Raw genomic sequence first — 23,814 nt, forward strand, 5'->3', positions numbered from 1 at the left:
TCATAGTCATTTTGACAAATATATTTGTCAAAAAGTATCTAAAGTAAATTATGGGTAAGACTAACGATTGTCTGATGTCAGACATCCGGATGTCTAAAGCGTCTTACTATTTAATCTTATCCACTGTGTAATGTCTTCAAGATTATAAAGCTTGATAATATCTTGGTATATATCGTCTAAATTTATATTAGAAAGTGTAGAAATCAATGTATGTTCAATATGATTTAAAGCTATACTGATGTTACATTGTTGTGCTTTGTGTCCTTCTTTTTCTCCTAAAAAGTTGGTAAGTAAATGTTGACTTGAGAAGATATTGCCACGACCTTCAATAGCTAAAAAGACATCGTAAAAAGTAATATCTTTGAGTTTTTTTCTAAGTGTAAATCCTCCATTTTTACCAGTTGTTGAATATACCAAATTTTCTTTTACTAATGCTTTTACTATTTTTTTTAAGTAAGAATCAGAAACTTTAAGTCGCTTGCTTAAAGCGGTAGATGTCATTACTGATTGACGAGGGAGTTGATTTAAAATTAATAAGACATATATGGCTTGTTCCCAACCGGTAGATAATTTCATATATAAGCCTCCTATCAAATCTATTATATAATATTTTTATATTATATTTAAAAAATAAATTAGTTAATATATAATTGTGTTTAAAGACAAAATATATCTCAATTATCTTTAATTGAAAATAGGGAGACGACAGCAATGAAAAAACATCTAAATACTTCAATAACATTTTATATGTCTATTCTTTTTACGACTATTTTTATGGGATCATCTTTTCCAACTGGTAAATATTTAATTTCGAATGAACATGTTCCACCTATGCTTCTTGGTGGATGGCGATTTGTTATCGCAGGGTGTATGATGTTAATCCTTACATTTATGAGAAATGGAAAAAGGGGCATTCTACCCACAAGTAAAGGGAATAGTTATAAAGGATTTATATTAGTATTCGTTATTGGATTTTTACAAACAGCAGGGACGATGGGATTATTAAATCTTGCAATGGCATTTGGCGTGTCATCTTCTATATCATCTATTCTATTATTTACGAATCCGCTATGGTTGGCCTTTTTAGCGCATTTTATTTTAAATGAAAGGTTAACAAAAATTAAAATTACTTCACTTATACTTGGTGTGTTTGGAGTAGGATTATGTCTCGGATTAGATGAAACATTACTTGGATGGGGAACGCTTTTTGCACTAGCTGGCTCATTATGTTGGTCAATCAATACAATAGTGACAAAAAAGGTAGTATTTGATAAAGGACCCTGGATTTTAACAGGGTGGCAACTATTATTCGGTGGTATGTTTATGCTTATAATGAGTCTCGTTTTAAAAGAACATTATACATTTAGTTCTCTTAATCATTGGGGATGGATATGGTTCTTTTGGCTTATTATTCCAGCTTCTGTAGGTTCGTTTGGATTATGGTTCTATAGCTTAAGTCAACGAGGGGCAACTACGGCGAGTAGTTTCTTATTTTTAGTACCCCTATTTTCGACACTATTTTCAATTATAGGATTAAGAGAGCCCTTCACACTTCATTTAATTTTAGGAGGTTTATGCGTTGTGGTGGCATTAATTTTAATTCATCGTCAACCGAGAGAAAATATTTTATAAAATATAATATTCAATACATTGAATATAAATACATATATTAATAGAAATTAGATTACATAAAACGTTAGTTAAGCCATTTAAAATTGTCTTAATTTTAACATAATGAAAAAATATGAAAACTTGTCATTACTATATGTTTGAGAAATAAAAAAATTAAAAAAACCTCTTCACAGAGAATGTAATTTTGTGTAGTATATCTTTCATATGATTTTTAGAGAGAAAAAGAAGGAAACAATAATGAAAGATAACAGAATGATGTTCTTCATATTTATGTTAGGTACATTTACAGTTGGAATGGCAGAATATGTTGTTACAGGATTATTGACTCAAATTGCAGGAGATATGAAAGTATCTATTTCGAGTGCAGGTTTACTTATTAGTGTGTATGCAATTAGTGTTGCATTAATCGGTCCATTAATGCGTGTATTTACTTTAAAAGTGCGCGCACAACGTTTACTCCCAGTATTGATGGCCATTTTTATTATAAGTAATATAATAGGGATGTTAGCATCGAATTTTCCAATATTACTGTTATCTCGATTATTGTCAGCCTCTATGCACGCGCCTTTCTTTGGCGTATGTATGAGTGTGGCGGCAGCTGTTGCGCCTCGTGGTAAAAAACCACAAGCGATTGCTCTCGTTCAAGCCGGATTAACAATTGCAGTGATGATTGGCGTGCCATTCGGTTCATTTTTAGGTGGATTTGCGAATTGGCGCTTTGTCTTTGGCGTCATGATTTTGTTAGCTGTCATTACTATGTTAGGAATGATGAAGTTTGTACCTCATGTTGTATTGAGTACAGAAGCTAGTGTGAAAAAAGAATTAAAAGTATTTAAAAATCCACATATCTTAATTGTAATGGCAATTATTGTCTTTGGTTATTCAGGCGTATTCACAACTTATACGTTTATGGAACCAATGATTCATAAATATGCACCATTTGGAATTGTTGGTTTAACTGTATGTTTATTTATGTTTGGCCTTGGCGGTGTGTTTGGTAACTTGCTTACAGGTAATGTACCAGAACATAAACTTACACAGTACTTGTTCTATACCTTTGTGTTATTGTTTATAACGATTGTTTTATTTGTAACAGCAGTACATAGTGCGATTTTAGCCATTATTATTTGTTTCTTATTTGGTTTCGGCACTTTCGGTACAACGCCTCTATTAAATAGTAAAGTGATTTTAAGTGCACATGAGGCACCGTTACTTGCAAGTACACTTGCAGCTTCAGTCTTTAATATTGCAAACTTTTTAGGTGCCATTGTGGGATCAATACTATTATCAATGGGATTCCCATATCTTACGATTACATTTGTATCAGGCGGGATCATTATCTTAGGAATTATAATTAATACAATTAATCATTTTTATGAAAAAAAGTATGTTACATTTGATCATTAATCAAAAGCGTTCTAAATTGAGTGAATTCAATTTAGAACGCTTTTTTACAAAATGTAAAATGAATGTTAAATAATTACCTTAAAATTGACAACTTGAGGAATATGAGATAAATCGTGTTGCGTCATATAATCAATTAATACTTGTGCGCCTTCCTCTTGAATATCTTTAACGACTGGCGCTTCTGCAAACATTTTATAATCTCCGCCTCCAACTGCACGATAGTTGTTCACACATATGGTATACGTTTTTGTGTCTTCTAAAGGTGAAGCGCCGACTTTAATATCTGAAACACGTTGTCCTACAGGTGCACCAGCATGAATGGTATAAGAGATTCCTCCATACATATCATAATTAAAATGTTGAGGTTTTGGAGATGAAAATGTGTCACTGACTGTGATTTCATTATTGTCATTTACACTAAAATAACTTGCTGATTTTTCTAAAGCGGCTTTAATTCCTTTGCCATTAAGTTCTAAAACTTGGAATGTATTAGGAAAAGGATAGTTATTAATGATATCTCGCATTGTGACTTGTTGATTAAAGCCTTTAGCTGAATCAAATAGCGCAGTGCTTGCTATATCTGCACCACTTTTTTCTAACAAAATATAATTTATCAGATTAATAAGTGAATGAGGGTGTGTTCGAGCTTCGAACTGATGAGTGACTAGCATTGGTTCTGATAATGTTGTAATGTCCGTATCAAGCCAATCTTCAAGTTCATTTAAAAGTGAATGATCGTTGTTAGATAATGTTAATGAAAGATGAGAAGGCACAGATACAAGAGTGCTCTGTTTATCTGTAATTCGATGTTCATAATCTAATGTTAATGTCACCTTACCAAATTCTGTACCTCGTGTACCTGGTTGGATAATGGCGGTGTCATTTTTTATCATTGCAATATCACGATGTTGGTGTCCTGTTATAAGCACGTCAATATCTTTATGGAAACGTTCTAGTATATCAGATCCTTCATTTTCTCCAGTTAATTCTTCAGTAGGTATATCAGTATCAAGACTTCTTTCAAAACCGCCATGATAAGACACAACGACAACATCTGATTTTTTACGAACGTCTGGTAAAATACATTTTAATGTTTCAACTGCACTGTTGAACGTTAATCCTTTAATATGGGCAGGTTGTTCCCAATTTGGAATGAATTGTGTTGTTAATCCAATGACGCCAATAGTTATATCGCCACGTTTAAAATAATTTACGCCTTGACCAGTCAAAGGTGCGTTATTGTGATCAAAAATATTTGCACACAAGATAGGGTGATGAAGATGGTTTAAAGTATTTTGTAAATAAGGTAATCCATAATTAAATTCATGATTACCTAATGTACCAAAGTCAAAATTAAGTCGATTATAAATATCAGTAAGAGGTTGACTTGATTGTTCTTCAGTTGCTAGGTAATGGCATAAAGGAGAACCTTGTAAAAAATCACCATTATCAATTTTAAAACTATAGTCATCGTGTTGACGTTCTTGTTCGATAAGTTGATTTACTTTTAATAATCCCATAGGAAGATTTTGGTTTCTTTTTGAAAAGTCAGTGGGAAAAATATAGCCATGTATATCACTTACGATATAAAAAGAGAGTTGTGTCATAGGTCATTTCCTTTCATAAATAAAGAGATAAAAAGGGAAGTAGTTTATTGAACGCCACATACCTTTATTATCTCTTATGTGTTGTATTACTATTATAAATTATTGAATTGAACCTGTAGCAAGTGTTTTACTACCTTGTTTTAAACGAATATTCGCACCTGAAATAGATTCAGATGTTTTAGCTGTAAAAGTTAACGTTGCGTTACCTTGGTCATCAGTGGTTACACTTTGTTCTTGACTATAGCCTACCGTATCATAAGTTTGCCCATCTTGAGAAAAACGTGCAAGCTGTCTACCACCATCTTGATAAACACTTAATTTTAAATGATCAATAGTTGTATTTTTAGCCATGTTTGTTAATTCAACTTGAATATTAAATGGTTGATTTACTGATACATTATCTGGTAAATGGAATTGAACATTATTGCTAGATATCATTGAATTAGAAGTAGTTGTATCTTGGGAAGACTGTGATGTATTTGTATCCTCTTGTGAATGATTATTTTCAGTCGTATTGTCTTTTGTACTATTCGCTTTGTTATTACCATTATGGCTACCATGATTTTTATGATTACTATTTAGTTGTGATGATGTACTGCCATAACTACCTAGTTTAAATGTTGAACGATCGTACCATTTATAACCAGTTGGAGGTTGTGACCATGGTTCTTTTTCAGGTTCAGTTGAATGTTGTGGTTGTTCGAAATTAAGAAGTGGCGTAGGTTGATCTAACTTAATACCTGTTTCTTTTAAATTCGGTGTATGATCTTTTTTTCCAAACCAAGTTGTAATATTTTCAAGTAATTTACTATTATCTTGTTCTTTAAACCCATCATACGTTTTCTTAGTTCTTCCATTATCTTCACGTACATATTTAGGTGTACTATCTTCGACTAATGATGAATCTCCAATGAAGGCTGCTTTTCCTTTGCCTACTTTTGAGATAGCAACATAAGGGCCTTCTGCTATACCACCGCCATTGTAAATACCTTGATCGACTGCATGAGACCAACGTTGTTTTTGAGATAAATGGTCTGGTAAGAAAATAATACCTTTTGCTTTTGTAGGATCTGTAATTACAAGAGTTGAACCAGCATGCATTGATACAGAATGTACACCTTCAGTAATACCAAAGCTGTCACTAGATGATACAATATTTTGAGTGTTTAAATCACCTAAAGCGTTGTAACGAAAACGTACACCGAAGTGTTCAGAAAGCCAATCTGAACTTTTAACATTGCGCATAGCTTTAGCATGTTTTTCCTCATTTGTTAAATCTTTGGTGATATCTTGATATGCACCACGACGATAACCATTCATCACTTCTGAAGAATCGAAACGATTTAAGTTTCTGTCTGCATTATAATGATCAGAGATAAAGATGATATTGCCACCTTTTTCAACAAAATTAAGCATAGCTTGTTGTTCTCTCTTTTTAAAAGGAATATTGGCTTCTGGAAGAACGAGAATATTGGTACCACGTAGTGTATTAGGTGTAATATTAGATTCTCCATCGATTTGTTTCACAGTATATCCTTGTTGACGCATTGAATCAGCATAATCGGAAAAACCACCGTCAATGACCCAATCAGCAGCTCCTGCCGTTTGGCCGTGTGAAGCGTCAAAAGCGACAGTTTGAGTGGTAGTTTGATTTGGTGCAGCGTGACTGATTGGCGTTGTAGATAATGTAATTGCTGAAGCTAAAATAGTACTACTTAATACTTTTATCCATTTCATATTTTTATCTCCCAAATATATTTTTAAATGATTTATAGAAAAAGTATAATAAAAAAATAAGTTGATAATAGATTATTTAGAGAATGTTTAAATAAATTTTACAATTCTTTAACAGTGTAAAACAATTCTATAAAAAATTCACACATAATAAATGTTATTTTGGTTAATATTGTGCTACTCTTAATATTGTCAAATGAAATGCGTTGACAAATTACATGAATGTATACATAGCGAACGGGGGCAATATGTTATGAAGCAATTGAAGTACCTTTTAGTATTAGCGCTATCAGTTATTATTTTTGCAGCAGCATGTGGAAATAATAGCTCGTTAGACAATAATAAAAGTAGTAATTCGGATGGTGGATCAAGTTCAAGTAAAGATGGCTACACACCTAAAGAATTAACTGTACAATTCGTACCATCACAAAATGCAGATACACTTGAAGCAAAAGCAAAACCGCTTGAAAAATTATTATCTAAGAAATTAGGTATTCCAGTAAAAGTTTCTGTATCAACAAATTACAATACAATTGTTGAAGCAATGAAATCTAAAAAAGTAGATGTTGGTTTCTTACCACCAACTGCTTACACGTTAGCACATGATCAAAAAGCAGCTGATTTATTATTACAAGCACAACGTTATGGTGTGAATGAAGATGGTTCTAGTAATAAAAAACTTGTAAAAGATTATAAATCAGAAATCTTAGTTAAAAAAAATTCAGGTATTAATAGCTTAAAAGATTTAAAAGGTAAAAAAATCGCATTACAAGATGTAACTTCAACAGCAGGTTACACATTCCCAATTGCAACAATTAAAAAAGATACTGGTATTGACGCTACTAAAGATATGAAAATCGTAAACATGAAAGGTCATGACCAAGCTGTGATTTCATTATTAAATGGCGATGTTGACGCTGCAGCTGTATTCCAAGATGCACGTAACATTGTTAAAAAAGATCAACCCAACGTATTTAAAGATACTAAAATTCTTAAACTAACAAAACCAATTCCTAACGATACGATTTCAGTTCGTCCTGATATGAACAAAGACTTCCAAGATAAACTTAAAAAAGCATTTAAAGACATCTCTAAAACAAAAGAAGGACATAAAATTATTAGTGAAGTATACTCTCACGAAGGCTATACAGATGCTAAAGACTCAGACTTCGATATCGTAAGAAAATATGAAAAAGAAGTTCAAGATATGAAATAATTTTCACAAAGACAGAATTAAATAAGTGATAAAGAGAAGAGGCTAGGGCAATTGAGTCATATAAGAAATGTACATATCATTTCTTATGATCTTGTCCCGACCTCTTTCTCTGTATTAAAAAGAAGGGTGTAAACATACATGAGTCAGATAGAGTTTAAAAATGTGAGCAAGATTTATCCTAATGGTCATGTGGGGTTAAAAGATATCAATTTAAACATTGAAAAAGGTGACTTTGCTGTTATCGTAGGTTTATCAGGTGCGGGGAAATCTACTTTATTAAGATCTGTCAATCGTCTACATGATATTACTTCAGGAGATATTACAATTGAAGGTAAATCGATTACTAAAGCGAAAGGTAAAGAATTATTAATGATGCGTCGTAATATAGGAATGATTTTCCAACATTTTAATTTAGTCAAACGATCTACTGTGTTGAGAAATGTATTAAGTGGTCGTGTCGGTTATCATCCAACTTGGAAAATGGTATTAGGATTATTTCCAAAAGAAGACAAAATTAAAGCAATGGATGCGTTAGAACGTGTGAATATTTTGGATAAATATGACCAACGTTCAGATGAACTGTCTGGAGGTCAACAGCAACGTATTTCAATTGCACGCGCCTTAGCGCAAGAGCCAGCGATTATTTTAGCAGATGAGCCTGTTGCATCTTTAGACCCCCTCACTACTAAACAAGTTATGGATGACTTGAAAAAAATCAATGAAGAATTAGGCATTACCATTTTAATTAACCTACATTTTGTTGATTTAGCTTTAGAATATGGAACACGTATTATTGGTTTACGTGCAGGAGAACTGGTTTATGATGGTTCAGCAAGTGAAGCGAATGAAGATGTATTTAATGAAATTTATGGTCGTAAACTTAATGACGATGAGAAGCTAGGGGTGGAGTAATATGGCAACACCTACTACAAGTAAATATGATCAATATTTAAATAAAAAATTCTCTTTCAAAACTAGTTTAACTCTATTTTTAGTGATTGCGCTCGTAGTGTGGAGTTTTTTATACACTGGCTTTAACTTTAGTGACTTAATGGTAGGTATTCCACAAATCGGTTCTTTCTTTGGACAAATGGTTCCACCAGATTGGAGTTACTTAAGTACCATTACCAAACCTATGTTAGACACAATTCGCATGGCTATTGTAGGAACATTCTTAGGATCCATCGTATCAATTCCAGTTGCATTGCTCTGTGCAAGTAATATTGTAAAAACAAAGTGGATTACGATTCCATCACGTTTTATTTTAAATATTGTACGTACCATTCCTGATTTATTATTAGCTGCTGTCTTTGTTGCAGTTTTTGGTATCGGACAAATTCCAGGGGTATTGGCATTATTTATTTTAACAATATGTGTTATTGCGAAATTGTTCTATGAATCGCTTGAAACAATTGATCCAGGTCCAATGGAAGCGATGACGGCCGTAGGTGCAAATAAAACAAAATGGATTATGTTTGGAGTAGTTCCACAAACAATGTCTACATTTTTATCTTATGTATTATTTGCATTTGAGATTAATATTCGTGCCTCAGCAGTTCTTGGATTAGTAGGTGCTGGTGGTATCGGTTTATTCTACGACTCAACTTTAGGATTATTCCAATATCCAAAAACAGCGATGATTATTCTGTTCACTTTAGTCATTGTTGTCATTATTGACTATGTCAGCTCGAAAGTGAGGGAAAGACTCGCATGACACAAGAACAGCATCAGTTAGAAAAGAAATATCCAGTGAGATCAAAGGAACACAAACAAAGAATGATTAAACATTGGCTGATTACCATTGTTGTTTTAGCTATCATTGTTTGGGGTTTTGCAGGTATGCCTGCTTTAGAATTAAAATCTAAATCAATTGAAATTCTTAAATCTATTTTTAATGGATTATTCCACCCCGATTGGGATTACGTTTATATTCCAGCTGGAGAAGACTTACTTCGTGGTTTACTTGAAACGTTTGCCATTGCTGTTATTGGTACATTTATCGCAGCAGTAATTTGTATACCATTCGCATTTTTAGGTGCACGTAATTTAGTAAAAGTTCGACCAGTCACAGGGATTACTAAATTCATTCTTAGTGTCATTCGTGTATTCCCTGAAATTGTTATGGCGTTAATTTTTATAAAAGCAGTAGGTCCTGGTTCATTTTCAGGGGTACTTGCATTAGGTATTCATTCAGTAGGGATGTTAGGTAAATTATTTATAGAGGATATTGAAAGTTTAGACTTCTCTTCAGCCGAGGCTTTAAAAGCAAGTGGTGCGAATAAAACTAAAACACTTGTATTTGCGGTGATTCCTCAAATTTTACCTTCATTCTTATCCCTTATTTTATATCGTTTTGAATTAAACTTACGTTCAGCATCTATTTTAGGTTTAATCGGTGCTGGGGGTATTGGTACACCACTAATCTTTGCACTTCAAACACGTTCATGGGATCGAGTAGGGATTATCTTAATCGGCTTAGTGATTATGGTAGCCATTGTTGACTTTATCTCGGGAGCTATTCGTAAACGTATTGTGTAATAGAAAATATAATTTGAACATTTTTATAAACAAATAGAGCTATTGCCAGAACTTAGAAAACTGGACAATAGCTCTTTTATAATGCATGAAAGAAATGTTGTTACAGTATTAGTAACAGATACTTAGAAAAATACAGTTAATATTTTTTAGGAATAACGCGTCTAAAGCTAATACTTCTAAGGCTAGTATAAGAGTGAATATGCTAAAATCATTATATTTTGAAGTATTAGTGTCATATGCTTTAGTAAGGGGCGTTACTAAAGAATATGTAACGTTATTTAAGGGTTGTGAATGATGATAACTAAGTGTAGGTTCTGTTTTTAAATAATGCGGTGGTTCATGGATGTGTGATTCGATACATAAATCGTGTTGTCAGAATAACGTGTTGTTTGAATAGCATTTAATTTAGTATCATGGAGTTGAATCGTCGTTGTTCGCTGTTTCATTAAGTTCTGTTTTTCAACATAACTATTAAAATCGTTGTCATTATTTTCTAAGGTGTCTTTACTTCATCCATTTTCCTATGCAAGACTATTGAAACCGATACTTGTCTTCAGATAGATTTCACTGTGGGGCTGAAACATTATAAAAACATGTGTGTTGATTCTAACGGATGACGGGAATGTGATTCATGTTATAGTTAATACTCTGATTTATGTTGTAATCATTTCTAGATGTAATGAGTCATTTGTTTTGGTCATGATTAATTAGTATTGTTCTTTGAAGCAATAAGCTGATGAGGTATATGATAATGATATTGTTAATCAATATTCTGCTAGGATGTGAAAAAATGAATGAAGTTGCTATAAGTGTTGTACCGAATACCTATTTAAAGTGATGTATAGTCAAAGGCAGTTAGTTCTTAGTAATGATCATTCTACATACATAAAGATAATGATTTTATTTTTCAAAAATAACCATACCTATGTACATTTATAAACTAACATATTCATAAAAAAACAACCTTAATATTCCCTATCATCTATATGACAGTTTTGTCATACACTTAAAAGTTGATAGGATAAATCGCTATTAAATAAAACTATATGATGATATTGAAAGGGTGTAGAACATGATTTTTCGAAATGTAGTGGCAGGTGATTTAGAAAGTTTAATTCAATTAGAAAATGAAGGGTTTACTAAAGAAGAAGCAGCAACAACTCAAGCTTTAAAACAGCGTATTGAAATCATTCCGGATACGTTTATTGTTGCAGAAGAAAATAATCAAATTGTTGGTTATATTAATGGTCCAGTTATTTCGAATAAGTGTATTACAGATGATTTATTTGCATCAATTAGACCTAACCCCAATATGGGTGGTTATTTAAGTGTACTCGGTTTAGTTGTAGCGAAAGATTTTCAACATCAAGGCATTGCAGGCCAACTGTTAAATGATTTTGAGAGTATAGCAAGGCAACATGCACGTTTTGGAGTCACTCTCACTTGTCGCGATACTTTAGTAAGTTTTTATGAATCGCATGGATATATTAATGAAGGATTATCAGATTCTATTCATGCAAATGTAGCTTGGTATAATTTAGTAAAAGAATTATAAAAATTAATGGATACTGGGACATAATTCCTAGCAAAATAGCCAGTAAATGAGTTTATTATAAATCATTTATTAGCTTCTTTATTTACAATACTACGTATTGTTGGTTCGCTTTCTTAGGGGACAGTTTCAGCCTGTAGTCTTCAGCTTGTACTGTTCCCTCAAGAGTCTCCCTAAAATATTTAAAAAAATAGGGCACTTTCGTATAATTTAATAAACATCACTAAACTAAATTAACTAGGTGCCTTATGTATAAAGATTATAACATGCCTTAACTTACTCTACCAATGAAAACTTCAGTTCTTATCCCCACAAATGATATTTCACGATATGTCAATGATATTGTAGAAACCATTCCTAAGACTGAATTCGATGAATTCAGACATCATCGTGGTGCCACATCATACCAACCAAATGATGTGGTTATCACAAAATCAAAAGCCTTCTAATGAAACGATTAATCGATTTAGATTCAATCCAAGAATAAATGTTTTATTAGAATCATTATCTATTCAATTTCATAGTCAGTGTTTGAAACAAAATTTTATAGATGATCAGGCCATTTTTATTGATGGTACGAAAGTTGAGGCAAATGCCAATCGATATACACTTGTATGGAAAAAGAGTATTCAAAACCATGAGTCAAGGATGAATGAAGATTCTAAAGTACTCTATCATGAATGGGTGACAAATAAAATCATACTTGAGATTAAAGAAGAGCATGATAATGACTTAACAAAAGGAGAAATAGATTTGATTGGTAGTCATTTAAATAAAGAAATCGAAGATTTAAACCAACATATTGATAACGAAAAAATGTACTAAAAAAAGAAAATAGATACGGCTCAAAAGAACTAAAATTAAAAAATATAAAAAGCAAATTAATGATTGCTCTAAGCAAAAGCATAGATACGAAGTCCAAAAATCTATTTTAAAGGATAGAAATCGTTATTCTAAAAAAGACCATGATGCCACATTTATGAGAGTGAAAGAAGATTATATGAAAAATGGACAACTCAAGCTAGGATATAATTTATAAATAGCGACAAATTCTCAATTTGTTTTATCTTATAATGTGTATCAAAATCCGACTAATACAAGAACGATGAGACCATTTTTTAATTCAATTCAAAGATAATGAAGAATTATAACAGGGAATATTTTAAAACCCAAATTAATAAAAAGCTTTCAGAACCAAAAATAAAAATCATCTACAGTCAAAGAAAAATTGATGTGGAGCCTGTTTTGGATTTATAAAGGTTATTTTGGGTTTCACTTGAATGTTTATTCGAGGGATAAATAAAGCCAAAAGAGAGCTAGGATTTGTGCTAATGGCACTTTATATAAGAAAAGTAACAGCTCAGCAAACTAAAAATAATCAAAAAATTCTAAAAAATACCATTTCTATATTATTTCAATAGAAATTGTCTTTATTTCCTTATTCTGGAACTTTATGTCCCGGACTCTTTTTTAATTATAGTTAATACTTATAATCAATATAATTACAATTATCTTGATTTCAATGATGGAAATATAAATCCGAAATATTTATAAAACTACATATTTTTTAATAAATGAACAAAATTTTAAATTATAAAGTTTTTGCAAAATACATTTATTTGTGTTGATATATACATGTAAATAGTAATATAATGATTAAAATTCTATTGAACTATAAAAGTTAGTTAGAACCAAATTAATTAGAAATATAGGAGAATATTATGTCAAAAAAAGAAAGAGATTTTAAACGTTCTTTTGGGGAAGAAAAAGCTAGAGTTAAACTTTACAAATCAGGGAAACATTGGGTTAAAGCAGGTATTAGAGAACTTCAATTATTAAGAAGTTTAGGTTTATCATTTTTTGATAAAGATGTTGAAAAGACAAATGATTTGCCAAAATCAACCCAGCATAACTTAAAAACACAAGCATTGAAGACTACGGGACTCGTCGGGGGTGCATTTACATTTGCAATGTTAAATGATCATCATGCTTTTGCAGCCTCAGAAACACCTATGACTTCAGAAATTGCATCTAATAGTGAAACAGTCGCAAATCAAAACTCAACCACAGTTACAAACTCTGAAACCTCAACAACTGAGTCTATTTCAAGTCAAACAAGTACCTCCGAAGATGCTACATCTAGTACAAATTCAACAGAAAAAAGTGCTTCATCATCTATAACAGATAGTCAAACAAGTACAGATTCAACAGAAAAAAGTACTTCATCATCTACAACAGATAGTCACACAAGTACAGATTCAACGTCAGATAAATCTACATCAAATTCTGAAAAGCAAGATAGCTCGATGTCAAATTCTGATACTAAAGCTTCAAGTTCATCAATTACTAATAATTCAACAAGTAATAATAGCGCTACTTCAGAGAAAGATACTAATAGTCAAGCCAACACTACATCTACTGATAGTCAAAAAGGTAGTACTTCAACCAGTGATAATAGCAATACGTCAACGAGTACAAAAGATAATCAAATAAGAAAAAATTCGACAGAATCCAATAGTATAACGTCATCAAATTCTACATCAGACAGTAATAGTGGTTCAACAGTTTCTACTCATTCAACGACGTCACAGTTAACGAGTACTTCAGAAAGTCAGATAAGTACAGATTTAGGTTCTACATTATTAGTGAGCGATTCAACAAGTACATCTACAAGTACAGCACCACTAGAACTTAGAACATTTAGTAGATTGGCAACAACAACATTCGCAGCAGCAGCAGCAACTTCAACTACAAATACTTATACAGGTGCAGGGACTGATACAAATTATAATATTCCAATTTATTATAAATTAACAACTGTAAATAATGGAACGTCTATGACGTTTACGTATACAGTTACTTATGATAATCCTGCTACTAAGACGGTTGAAATACCTACAGCATTGTCTAATAGTTACGCAATATACAACACAGGAACAACTTATCAAACGATGTTTACACTAGGTAGTGCATATGGAACACCTTCAACAGCGACAAGTTATATTACCGATTCAACAGGTGCTCAACTTAGTAATCCAAAAGCAAACACAACTAATATAAACAAACAGGGTAGTGGATATTCTTGGGCAAACGGCTACCAAATGAATGGATTCCAAGCTAAACAAGGATATGGTTTAACCACAACTTGGACAGTTCCTATCAATTCTAGTGGAGACACTTCTTTTACATTTAACCCATACTCTACATCTGTGACAGGTGGGACAAACTTCTTTAATGGTCAAAAAGTTAATGTAACTGATCCAACAAGTACAGCTAATTCACAAAGTGCGTCAACAAGTACAGCTAATTCACAAAGTGCGTCAACAAGTACAGCTAATTCACAAAGTGCGTCAACAAGTACAGCTAACTCACAAAGTGCGTCAACAAGTACAGCTAATTCACAAAGTGCGTCAACAAGTACAGCTAACTCACAAAGTGCGTCAACAAGTACAGCTAACTCACAAAGTGCGTCAACAAGTACAGCTAATTCACAAAGTGCGTCAACAAGTACAGCTAATTCACAAAGTGCGTCAACAAGTACAGCTAACTCACAAAGTGCGTCAACAAGTACAGCTAATTCACAAAGTGCGTCAACAAGCGCATCAGATTCAGCATCAGAAAGTGCGAGTGACTCAGCATCAACAAGCGTGAGTGATTCAACAAGTGCAAGCACATCATTAAGTGGATCAACATCAACAAGCGTGAGTGATTCAACAAGTGCAAGCACATCATTAAGTGAGTCAGCATCAACAAGTGTGAGTGACTCAACAAGTGCAAGCACATCATTAAGTGCATCAACGTCAACAAGTGTGAGTGATTCAACAAGTGCAAGCACATCATTAAGTGAGTCAGCATCAACAAGTGTGAGTGACTCAACAAGTGCAAGCACATCATTAAGTGGATCAACATCAACAAGCGTGAGTGATTCAACAAGTGCAAGCACATCATTAAGTGAGTCAGCATCAACAAGTGTGAGTGACTCAACAAGTGCAAGCACATCATTAAGTGCATCAACGTCAACAAGTGTGAGTGATTCAACAAGTGCAAGCACATCATTAAGTGAGTCAGCATCAACAAGTGTGAGTGACTCAACAAGTGCAAGCACATCATTAAGTGGATCAACATCAACAAGCGTGAGTGATTCAACAAGTGCAAGCACATCATTAAGTGAGTCAGCATCAACAAGTGTGAGTGACTCAACAAGTGCAAGCACATCATTAAGTGAGTCAGCATCAACAAGTGTGAGTGATTCAACAAGTGCAAGCACATCATTAAGTGGATCAACATCAACAAGCGTGAGTGATTCAACAAGTGCAAGCACATCATCAAGTGAATCAACGTCAACAAGCGTGAGCGATTCAAATAGCGCAAGCACATCATCAAGTGAATCAACGTCAACAAGTGTGAGTGATTCAACAAGTGTAAGTACATCATTAAGTGAATCAACATCAACAAGTGTGAGTGATTCAACAAGTGCAAGCACATCATTAAGTGAGTCAGCATCAACAAGTGTGAGTGATTCAACAAGTGCAAGCACGTCATTAAGTGAATCAACATCAACAAGTGTGAGTGATTCAACAAGTGCAAGCACATCATTAAGTGGATCAACGTCAACAAGCGTGAGCGATTCAACAAGTGCAAGTACGTCATTAAGTGAATCAACATCAACAAGCGTGAGCGATTCAACAAGTGCAAGCACGTCATTAAGTGGATCAACGTCAACAAGCGTGAGCGATTCAACAAGTGCAAGTACGTCATTAAGTGAATCAACATCAACAAGCGTGAGCGATTCAACAAGTGCAAGCACATCATTAAGTGAGTCAACATCAACAAGCGTGAGTGATTCAACAAGTGCAAGCACATCATTAAGTGAGTCAGCATCAACAAGTGTGAGTGATTCAACAAGTGCAAGCACATCATTAAGTGGATCAGCATCAACAAGTGTGAGCGATTCAAATAGCGCAAGCACGTCATTAAGTGGATCAACAAGTACGAGTCTTTCAGACTCAGCAAGCGCAAGCACATCATTAAGTGAGTCAGCGTCAGAAAGTGCGAGTGACTCAGCATCAACAAGCGCATCAGATTCAGCATCAGAAAGTGCGAGCGACTCAGCATCAACAAGCGTGAGTGATTCAACAAGTGCAAGCACATCATTAAGTGAGTCAGCATCAACAAGTGTGAGTGACTCAACAAGTGCAAGCACATCATTAAGTGCATCAACGTCAACAAGTGTGAGTGATTCAACAAGTGCAAGCACATCATTAAGTGAGTCAGCATCAACAAGTGTGAGTGACTCAACAAGTGCAAGCACATCATTAAGTGCATCAACATCAACAAGCGTGAGCGATTCAAATAGCGCAAGCACGTCATTAAGTGGATCAACAAGTACGAGTCTTTCAGACTCAGCAAGCGCAAGCACATCATTAAGTGGATCAACATCAACAAGCGTGAGTGATTCAACAAGTGCAAGCACATCATTAAGTGAGTCAGCATCAACAAGTGTGAGTGACTCAACAAGTGCAAGCACATCATTAAGTGCATCAACGTCAACAAGCATGAGTGATTCAACAAGTGCAAGTACATCATTAAGTGAGTCAACATCAACAAGTGTGAGTGATTCAACAAGTGCAAGCACATCATCAAGTGACTCAGCATCAACAAGTGTGAGTGATTCAACAAGTGCAAGCACATCATTAAGTGAGTCAGCATCAACAAGTGTGAGTGATTCAACAAGTGCAAGCACATCATTAAGTGGATCAGCATCAACAAGTGTGAGCGATTCAAATAGCGCAAGCACGTCATTAAGTGGATCAACAAGTACGAGTCTTTCAGACTCAACAAGTGCAAGCACATCATTAAGTGAATCAACATCAACAAGCGTGAGTGATTCAACAAGTGCAAGCACGTCATTAAGTGAATCAACATCAACAAGCGTGAGCGATTCAACAAGTGCAAGCACGTCATTAAGTGAATCAACATCAACAAGTGTGAGTGACTCAACAAGTGCAAGCACATCATTAAGTGAGTCAGCATCAACAAGTGTGAGTGACTCAACAAGTGCAAGCACATCATTAAGTGGATCAACATCAACAAGTGTGAGTGATTCAACAAGTGCAAGTACATCATTAAGTGAATCAACATCAACAAGCGTGAGCGATTCAAATAGCGCAAGCACGTCATTAAGTGCATCAACGTCAACAAGTGTGAGCGATTCAACAAGTGCAAGTACGTCATTAAGTGAATCAACATCAACAAGCGTGAGCGATTCAACAAGTGCAAGCACATCATTAAGTGAGTCAACATCAACAAGCGTGAGTGATTCAACAAGTGCAAGCACGTCATTAAGTGGATCAACAAGTACGAGTCTTTCAGACTCAACAAGTGCAAGCACATCATTAAGTGGATCAACGTCAACAAGCGTGAGCGATTCAACAAGTGCAAGCACGTCATTAAGTGGATCAACAAGTACGAGTCTTTCAGACTCAACAAGTGCAAGCACATCATTAAGTGAATCAACATCAACAAGCGTGAGTGATTCAACAAGTGCAAGCACGTCATTAAGTGAATCAACATCAACAAGCGTGAGCGATTCAACAAGTGCAAGCACGTCATTAAGTGAATCAACATCAACAAGTGTGAGTGACTCAACAAGTGCAAGCACATCATTAAGTGAGTCAGCATCAACAAGTGTGAGTGACTCAACAAGTGCAAGCACATCATTAAGTGGATCAACATCAACAAGTGTGAGTGATTCAACAAGTGCAAGTACATCATTAAGTGAATCAACATCAACAAGCGTGAGCGATTCAAATAGCGCAAGCACGTCATTAAGTGCATCAACGTCAACAAGTGTGAGTGACTCAACAAGTGCAAGCACATCATTAAGTGGATCAACATCAACAAGCGTGAGTGATTCAACAAGTGCAAGCACATCATTAAGTGAGTCAGCATCAACAAGTGTGAGTGACTCAACAAGTGCAAGCACATCATTAAGTGAGTCAGCATCAACAAGTGTGAGTGATTCAACAAGTGCAAGCACATCATTAAGTGGATCAACATCAACAAGCGTGAGTGATTCAACAAGTGCAAGCACATCATCAAGTGAATCAACGTCAACAAGCGTGAGCGATTCAAATAGCGCAAGCACATCATCAAGTGAATCAACGTCAACAAGTGTGAGTGATTCAACAAGTGTAAGTACATCATTAAGTGAATCAACATCAACAAGTGTGAGTGATTCAACAAGTGCAAGCACATCATTAAGTGAGTCAGCATCAACAAGTGTGAGTGATTCAACAAGTGCAAGCACGTCATTAAGTGAATCAACATCAACAAGTGTGAGTGATTCAACAAGTGCAAGCACATCATTAAGTGGATCAACGTCAACAAGCGTGAGCGATTCAACAAGTGCAAGTACGTCATTAAGTGAATCAACATCAACAAGCGTGAGCGATTCAACAAGTGCAAGCACGTCATTAAGTGGATCAACGTCAACAAGCGTGAGCGATTCAACAAGTGCAAGTACGTCATTAAGTGAATCAACATCAACAAGCGTGAGCGATTCAACAAGTGCAAGCACATCATTAAGTGAGTCAACATCAACAAGCGTGAGTGATTCAACAAGTGCAAGCACGTCATTAAGTGGATCGACAAGTACGAGTCTTTCAGACTCAACAAGTGCAAGCACATCATTAAGTGAATCAACATCAACAAGCGTGAGCGATTCAACAAGTGCAAGCACGTCATTAAGTGGATCAACAAGTACGAGTCTTTCAGACTCAACAAGTGCAAGCACATCATTAAGTGAATCAACATCAACAAGCGTGAGCGATTCAACAAGTGCAAGTACGTCATTAAGTGAATCAACGTCAACAAGTGTGAGTGATTCAACAAGTGCAAGCACATCATCAAGTGAATCAACGTCAACAAGTGTGAGTGATTCAACAAGTGCAAGCACATCATTAAGTGAGTCAGCATCAACAAGTGTGAGTGATTCAACAAGTGCAAGCACATCATTAAGTGAGTCAACATCAACAAGCGTGAGTGATTCAACAAGTGCAAGCACATCATTAAGTGCATCAACGTCAACAAGTGTGAGTGATTCAACAAGTGCAAGCACATCATTAAGTGAATCAACATCAACAAGCGTGAGCGATTCAAATAGCGCAAGCACATCATTAAGTGAGTCAGCATCAACAAGCGTGAGCGATTCAAATAGCGCAAGCACGTCATTAAGTGGATCAACAAGTACGAGTCTTTCAGACTCAGCAAGCGCAAGCACGTCATTAAGTGAATCAACATCAACAAGTGTGAGTGATTCAACAAGTGCAAGCACATCATTAAGTGGATCAACGTCAATAAGCGTGAGCGATTCAACAAGTGCAAGTACGTCATTAAGTGAATCAACATCAACAAGCGTGAGCGATTCAACAAGTGCAAGCACGTCATTAAGTGGATCAACGTCAACAAGCGTGAGCGATTCAACAAGTGCAAGTACGTCATTAAGTGAATCAACATCAACAAGCGTGAGCGATTCAACAAGTGCAAGCACATCATTAAGTGAGTCAACATCAACAAGCGTGAGTGATTCAACAAGTGCAAGCACGTCATTAAGTGGATCAACAAGTACGAGTCTTTCAGACTCAACAAGTGCAAGCACGTCATTAAGTGGATCAACAAGTACGAGTCTTTCAGACTCAACAAGTGCAAGCACATCATTAAGTGGATCAACGTCAACAAGCGTGAGCGATTCAACAAGTGCAAGCACGTCATTAAGTGGATCAACAAGTACGAGTCTTTCAGACTCAACAAGTGCAAGCACATCATTAAGTGAATCAACATCAACAAGCGTGAGTGATTCAACAAGTGCAAGCACGTCATTAAGTGAATCAACATCAACAAGCGTGAGCGATTCAACAAGTGCAAGCACGTCATTAAGTGAATCAACATCAACAAGTGTGAGTGACTCAACAAGTGCAAGCACATCATTAAGTGAGTCAGCATCAACAAGTGTGAGTGACTCAACAAGTGCAAGCACATCATTAAGTGGATCAACATCAACAAGTGTGAGTGATTCAACAAGTGCAAGTACATCATTAAGTGAATCAACATCAACAAGCGTGAGCGATTCAAATAGCGCAAGCACGTCATTAAGTGCATCAACGTCAACAAGTGTGAGCGATTCAACAAGTGCAAGTACGTCATTAAGTGAATCAACATCAACAAGCGTGAGCGATTCAACAAGTGCAAGCACATCATTAAGTGAGTCAACATCAACAAGCGTGAGTGATTCAACAAGTGCAAGCACGTCATTAAGTGGATCAACAAGTACGAGTCTTTCAGACTCAACAAGTGCAAGCACATCATTAAGTGGATCAACGTCAACAAGCGTGAGCGATTCAACAAGTGCAAGCACGTCATTAAGTGGATCAACAAGTACGAGTCTTTCAGACTCAACAAGTGCAAGCACATCATTAAGTGAATCAACATCAACAAGCGTGAGTGATTCAACAAGTGCAAGCACGTCATTAAGTGAATCAACATCAACAAGCGTGAGCGATTCAACAAGTGCAAGCACGTCATTAAGTGAATCAACATCAACAAGTGTGAGTGACTCAACAAGTGCAAGCACATCATTAAGTGAGTCAGCATCAACAAGTGTGAGTGACTCAACAAGTGCAAGCACATCATTAAGTGGATCAACATCAACAAGTGTGAGTGATTCAACAAGTGCAAGTACATCATTAAGTGAATCAACATCAACAAGCGTGAGCGATTCAAATAGCGCAAGCACGTCATTAAGTGCATCAACGTCAACAAGTGTGAGTGACTCAACAAGTGCAAGCACATCATTAAGTGCATCAACGTCAACAAGTGTGAGTGATTCAACAAGTGCAAGCACATCATTAAGTGAGTCAGCATCAACAAGTGTGAGTGATTCAACAAGTGCAAGCACATCATCAAGTGAATCAACGTCAACAAGCGTGAGCGATTCAAATAGCGCAAGCACGTCATTAAGTGGATCAACAAGTACGAGTCTTTCAGACTCAACAAGTGCAAGCACGTCATTAAGTGAATCAACATCAACAAGCGTGAGCGATTCAACAAGTGCAAGCACGTCATTAAGTGAATCAACATCAACAAGTGTGAGTGATTCAACAAGTGCAAGCACATCATTAAGTGGATCAACGTCAACAAGCGTGAGCGATTCAACAAGTGCAAGTACGTCATTAAGTGAATCAACATCAACAAGCGTGAGCGATTCAACAAGTACAAGCACATCATCAAGTGAATCAACGTCAACAAGCGTGAGCGATTCAAATAGCGCAAGCACATCATCAAGTGCATCAACGTCAACAAGTGTGAGTGATTCAACAAGTGCAAGTACATCATTAAGTGAATCAACATCAACAAGCGTGAGCGATTCAAATAGCGCAAGCACGTCATTAAGTGGATCAACATCAACAAGCGTGAGTGATTCAACAAGTGCAAGCACATCATCAAGTGAATCAACGTCAACAAGCGTGAGCGATTCAACAAGTGCAAGCACGTCATTAAGTGGATCAACAAGTACGAGTCTTTCAGACTCAGCAAGCGCAAGCACATCATTAAGTGGATCAACATCAACAAGCGTGAGTGATTCAACAAGTGCAAGCACATCATCAAGTGAGTCAGCATCAACAAGCGTAAGCGATTCAAATAGCGCAAGCACATCATTAAGTGAGTCAACATCAACAAGTGTGAGTGATTCAACAAGTGCAAGTACATCATTAAGTGAGTCAACATCAACAAGTGTGAGTGATTCAACAAGTGCAAGCACATCATTAAGTGAGTCAGCATCAACAAGTGTGAGTGACTCAACAAGTGCAAGCACATCATTAAGTGGATCAACATCAACAAGCGTGAGTGATTCAACAAGTGCAAGCACATCATTAAGTGAGTCAGCATCAACAAGTGTGAGTGACTCAACAAGTGCAAGCACATCATTAAGTGCATCAACGTCAACAAGTGTGAGTGACTCAACAAGTGCAAGCACATCATTAAGTGCATCAACGTCAACAAGTGTGAGTGATTCAACAAGTGCAAGCACATCATTAAGTGAGTCAGCATCAACAAGTGTGAGTGATTCAAATAGCGCAAGCACATCATCAAGTGAATCAACGTCAACAAGCGTGAGCGATTCAAATAGCGCAAGCACGTCATTAAGTGGATCAACAAGTACGAGTCTTTCAGACTCAACAAGTGCAAGTACGTCATTAAGTGAATCAACATCAACAAGCGTGAGCGATTCAACAAGTACAAGCACATCATCAAGTGAATCAACGTCAACAAGCGTGAGCGATTCAAATAGCGCAAGCACATCATCAAGTGAATCAACGTCAACAAGTGTGAGTGATTCAACAAGTGCAAGTACATCATTAAGTGAATCAACATCAACAAGCGTGAGCGATTCAAATAGCGCAAGCACGTCATTAAGTGGATCAACATCAACAAGCGTGAGTGATTCAACAAGTGCAAGCACATCATCAAGTGAATCAACGTCAACAAGCGTGAGCGATTCAAATAGCGCAAGCACATCATTAAGTGGATCAACATCAACAAGTGTGAGTGACTCAACAAGTGCAAGCACATCATTAAGTGAATCAACATCAACAAGCGTGAGCGATTCAACAAGTGCAAGCACGTCATTAAGTGGATCAACAAGTACGAGTCTTTCAGACTCAGCAAGCGCAAGCACATCATTAAGTGGATCAACATCAACAAGCGTGAGTGATTCAACAAGTGCAAGCACATCATCAAGTGAGTCAGCATCAACAAGCGTAAGCGATTCAAATAGCGCAAGCACATCATTAAGTGAGTCAACATCAACAAGTGTGAGTGATTCAACAAGTGCAAGTACATCATTAAGTGAGTCAACATCAACAAGTGTGAGTGATTCAACAAGTGCAAGCACATCATTAAGTGAGTCAGCATCAACAAGTGTGAGTGACTCAACAAGTGCAAGCACATCATTAAGTGGATCAACATCAACAAGCGTGAGTGATTCAACAAGTGCAAGCACATCATTAAGTGAGTCAGCATCAACAAGTGTGAGTGACTCAACAAGTGCAAGCACATCATTAAGTGCA

11 protein-coding genes and 4 pseudogenes are annotated in these 23,814 nt (G+C 35.7%); 11 read left to right on the plus strand and 4 right to left on the minus strand.

Annotated elements, in window-relative coordinates; all coding sequences use genetic code 11:
• Window positions 1–93: 93 nt before the first annotated feature.
• The gene (locus MHI13_RS01105) at window positions 94–576 is read right to left on the minus strand and encodes an RrF2 family transcriptional regulator (protein ID WP_002449396.1); all 483 of its coding nucleotides are present in this window, start codon (window positions 574–576) and stop codon (window positions 94–96) included.
• 135 nt (window positions 577–711) lie between these two features.
• On the opposite strand from MHI13_RS01105, the gene MHI13_RS01110 reads away from it, so the two are divergent.
• Window positions 712–1,632, plus strand: coding sequence for a DMT family transporter (locus tag MHI13_RS01110; RefSeq protein ID WP_054105644.1), 921 nt, complete (start codon window positions 712–714; stop codon window positions 1,630–1,632).
• 237 nt (window positions 1,633–1,869) lie between these two features.
• Window positions 1,870–3,039: an MFS transporter gene (locus MHI13_RS01115; RefSeq protein ID WP_340760979.1), complete on the plus strand. Its 1,170-nt coding sequence runs from the start codon at window positions 1,870–1,872 to the stop codon at window positions 3,037–3,039.
• Window positions 3,040–3,104: 65 nt separating this feature from the next.
• On the opposite strand, the gene MHI13_RS01120 is transcribed toward MHI13_RS01115, so the two are convergent.
• Window positions 3,105–4,646: a bifunctional metallophosphatase/5'-nucleotidase gene (locus MHI13_RS01120; RefSeq protein WP_070548014.1), complete on the minus strand. Its 1,542-nt coding sequence runs from the start codon at window positions 4,644–4,646 to the stop codon at window positions 3,105–3,107.
• Between the two features lie 99 nt (window positions 4,647–4,745).
• Complete coding sequence (locus MHI13_RS01125; RefSeq protein ID WP_070548013.1) at window positions 4,746–6,383, minus strand: DUF4350 domain-containing protein; 1,638 nt, start codon at window positions 6,381–6,383, stop codon at window positions 4,746–4,748.
• Window positions 6,384–6,633: 250 nt separating this feature from the next.
• Between MHI13_RS01125 and MHI13_RS01130 the strand changes: the two genes are divergently transcribed.
• From MHI13_RS01130 to phnE (MHI13_RS01145), 4 genes are all read left to right on the plus strand, one after another.
• Entirely contained in the window at window positions 6,634–7,596 is a 963-nt protein-coding gene (locus MHI13_RS01130; protein ID WP_054105640.1) for a phosphate/phosphite/phosphonate ABC transporter substrate-binding protein, read from the plus strand.
• Window positions 7,597–7,734: 138 nt separating this feature from the next.
• Window positions 7,735–8,508, plus strand: a complete 774-nt coding sequence (gene phnC / locus MHI13_RS01135) for a phosphonate ABC transporter ATP-binding protein (protein ID WP_054105639.1) — start codon at window positions 7,735–7,737, stop codon at window positions 8,506–8,508.
• A gap of 1 nt (window position 8,509) precedes the next feature.
• Complete coding sequence (phnE, locus tag MHI13_RS01140) at window positions 8,510–9,310, plus strand: phosphonate ABC transporter, permease protein PhnE (protein ID WP_054105638.1); 801 nt, start codon at window positions 8,510–8,512, stop codon at window positions 9,308–9,310.
• The gene (phnE, locus tag MHI13_RS01145) at window positions 9,307–10,134 is read left to right on the plus strand and encodes a phosphonate ABC transporter, permease protein PhnE (RefSeq protein WP_017175496.1); all 828 of its coding nucleotides are present in this window, start codon (window positions 9,307–9,309) and stop codon (window positions 10,132–10,134) included. The genes phnE (MHI13_RS01140) and phnE (MHI13_RS01145) overlap by 4 nt, the downstream gene beginning before the upstream one ends.
• A gap of 320 nt (window positions 10,135–10,454) precedes the next feature.
• Here phnE (MHI13_RS01145) and MHI13_RS01150 read toward each other — a convergent pair whose 3' ends face one another.
• On the minus strand, window positions 10,455–10,580 hold the full coding sequence (locus MHI13_RS01150; protein ID WP_256277557.1) for a hypothetical protein: 126 nt from the start codon (window positions 10,578–10,580) through the stop codon (window positions 10,455–10,457).
• A gap of 626 nt (window positions 10,581–11,206) precedes the next feature.
• On the opposite strand from MHI13_RS01150, the gene MHI13_RS01155 reads away from it, so the two are divergent.
• From MHI13_RS01155 to MHI13_RS23440, 5 genes and pseudogenes are all read left to right on the plus strand, one after another.
• Window positions 11,207–11,689, plus strand: a complete 483-nt coding sequence (locus MHI13_RS01155) for a GNAT family N-acetyltransferase (protein ID WP_054105637.1) — start codon at window positions 11,207–11,209, stop codon at window positions 11,687–11,689.
• 284 nt (window positions 11,690–11,973) lie between these two features.
• A pseudogene (locus tag MHI13_RS01160) lies at window positions 11,974–13,160 on the plus strand (transposase).
• Between the two features lie 247 nt (window positions 13,161–13,407).
• A pseudogene (locus MHI13_RS01165) lies at window positions 13,408–13,509 on the plus strand (KxYKxGKxW signal peptide domain-containing protein); the annotation flags it as partial.
• A 2,634-nt stretch (window positions 13,510–16,143) separates the two neighbouring features.
• Window positions 16,144–19,701, plus strand: a pseudogene (locus MHI13_RS23435) (hypothetical protein); the annotation flags it as partial.
• Between the two features lie 1,101 nt (window positions 19,702–20,802).
• Window positions 20,803–23,772, plus strand: a pseudogene (locus tag MHI13_RS23440) (hypothetical protein); the annotation flags it as partial.
• Window positions 23,773–23,814: the final 42 nt, after the last annotated feature.

It is taken from the genome of Staphylococcus sp. FSL K6-0223, assembly GCF_038008285.1.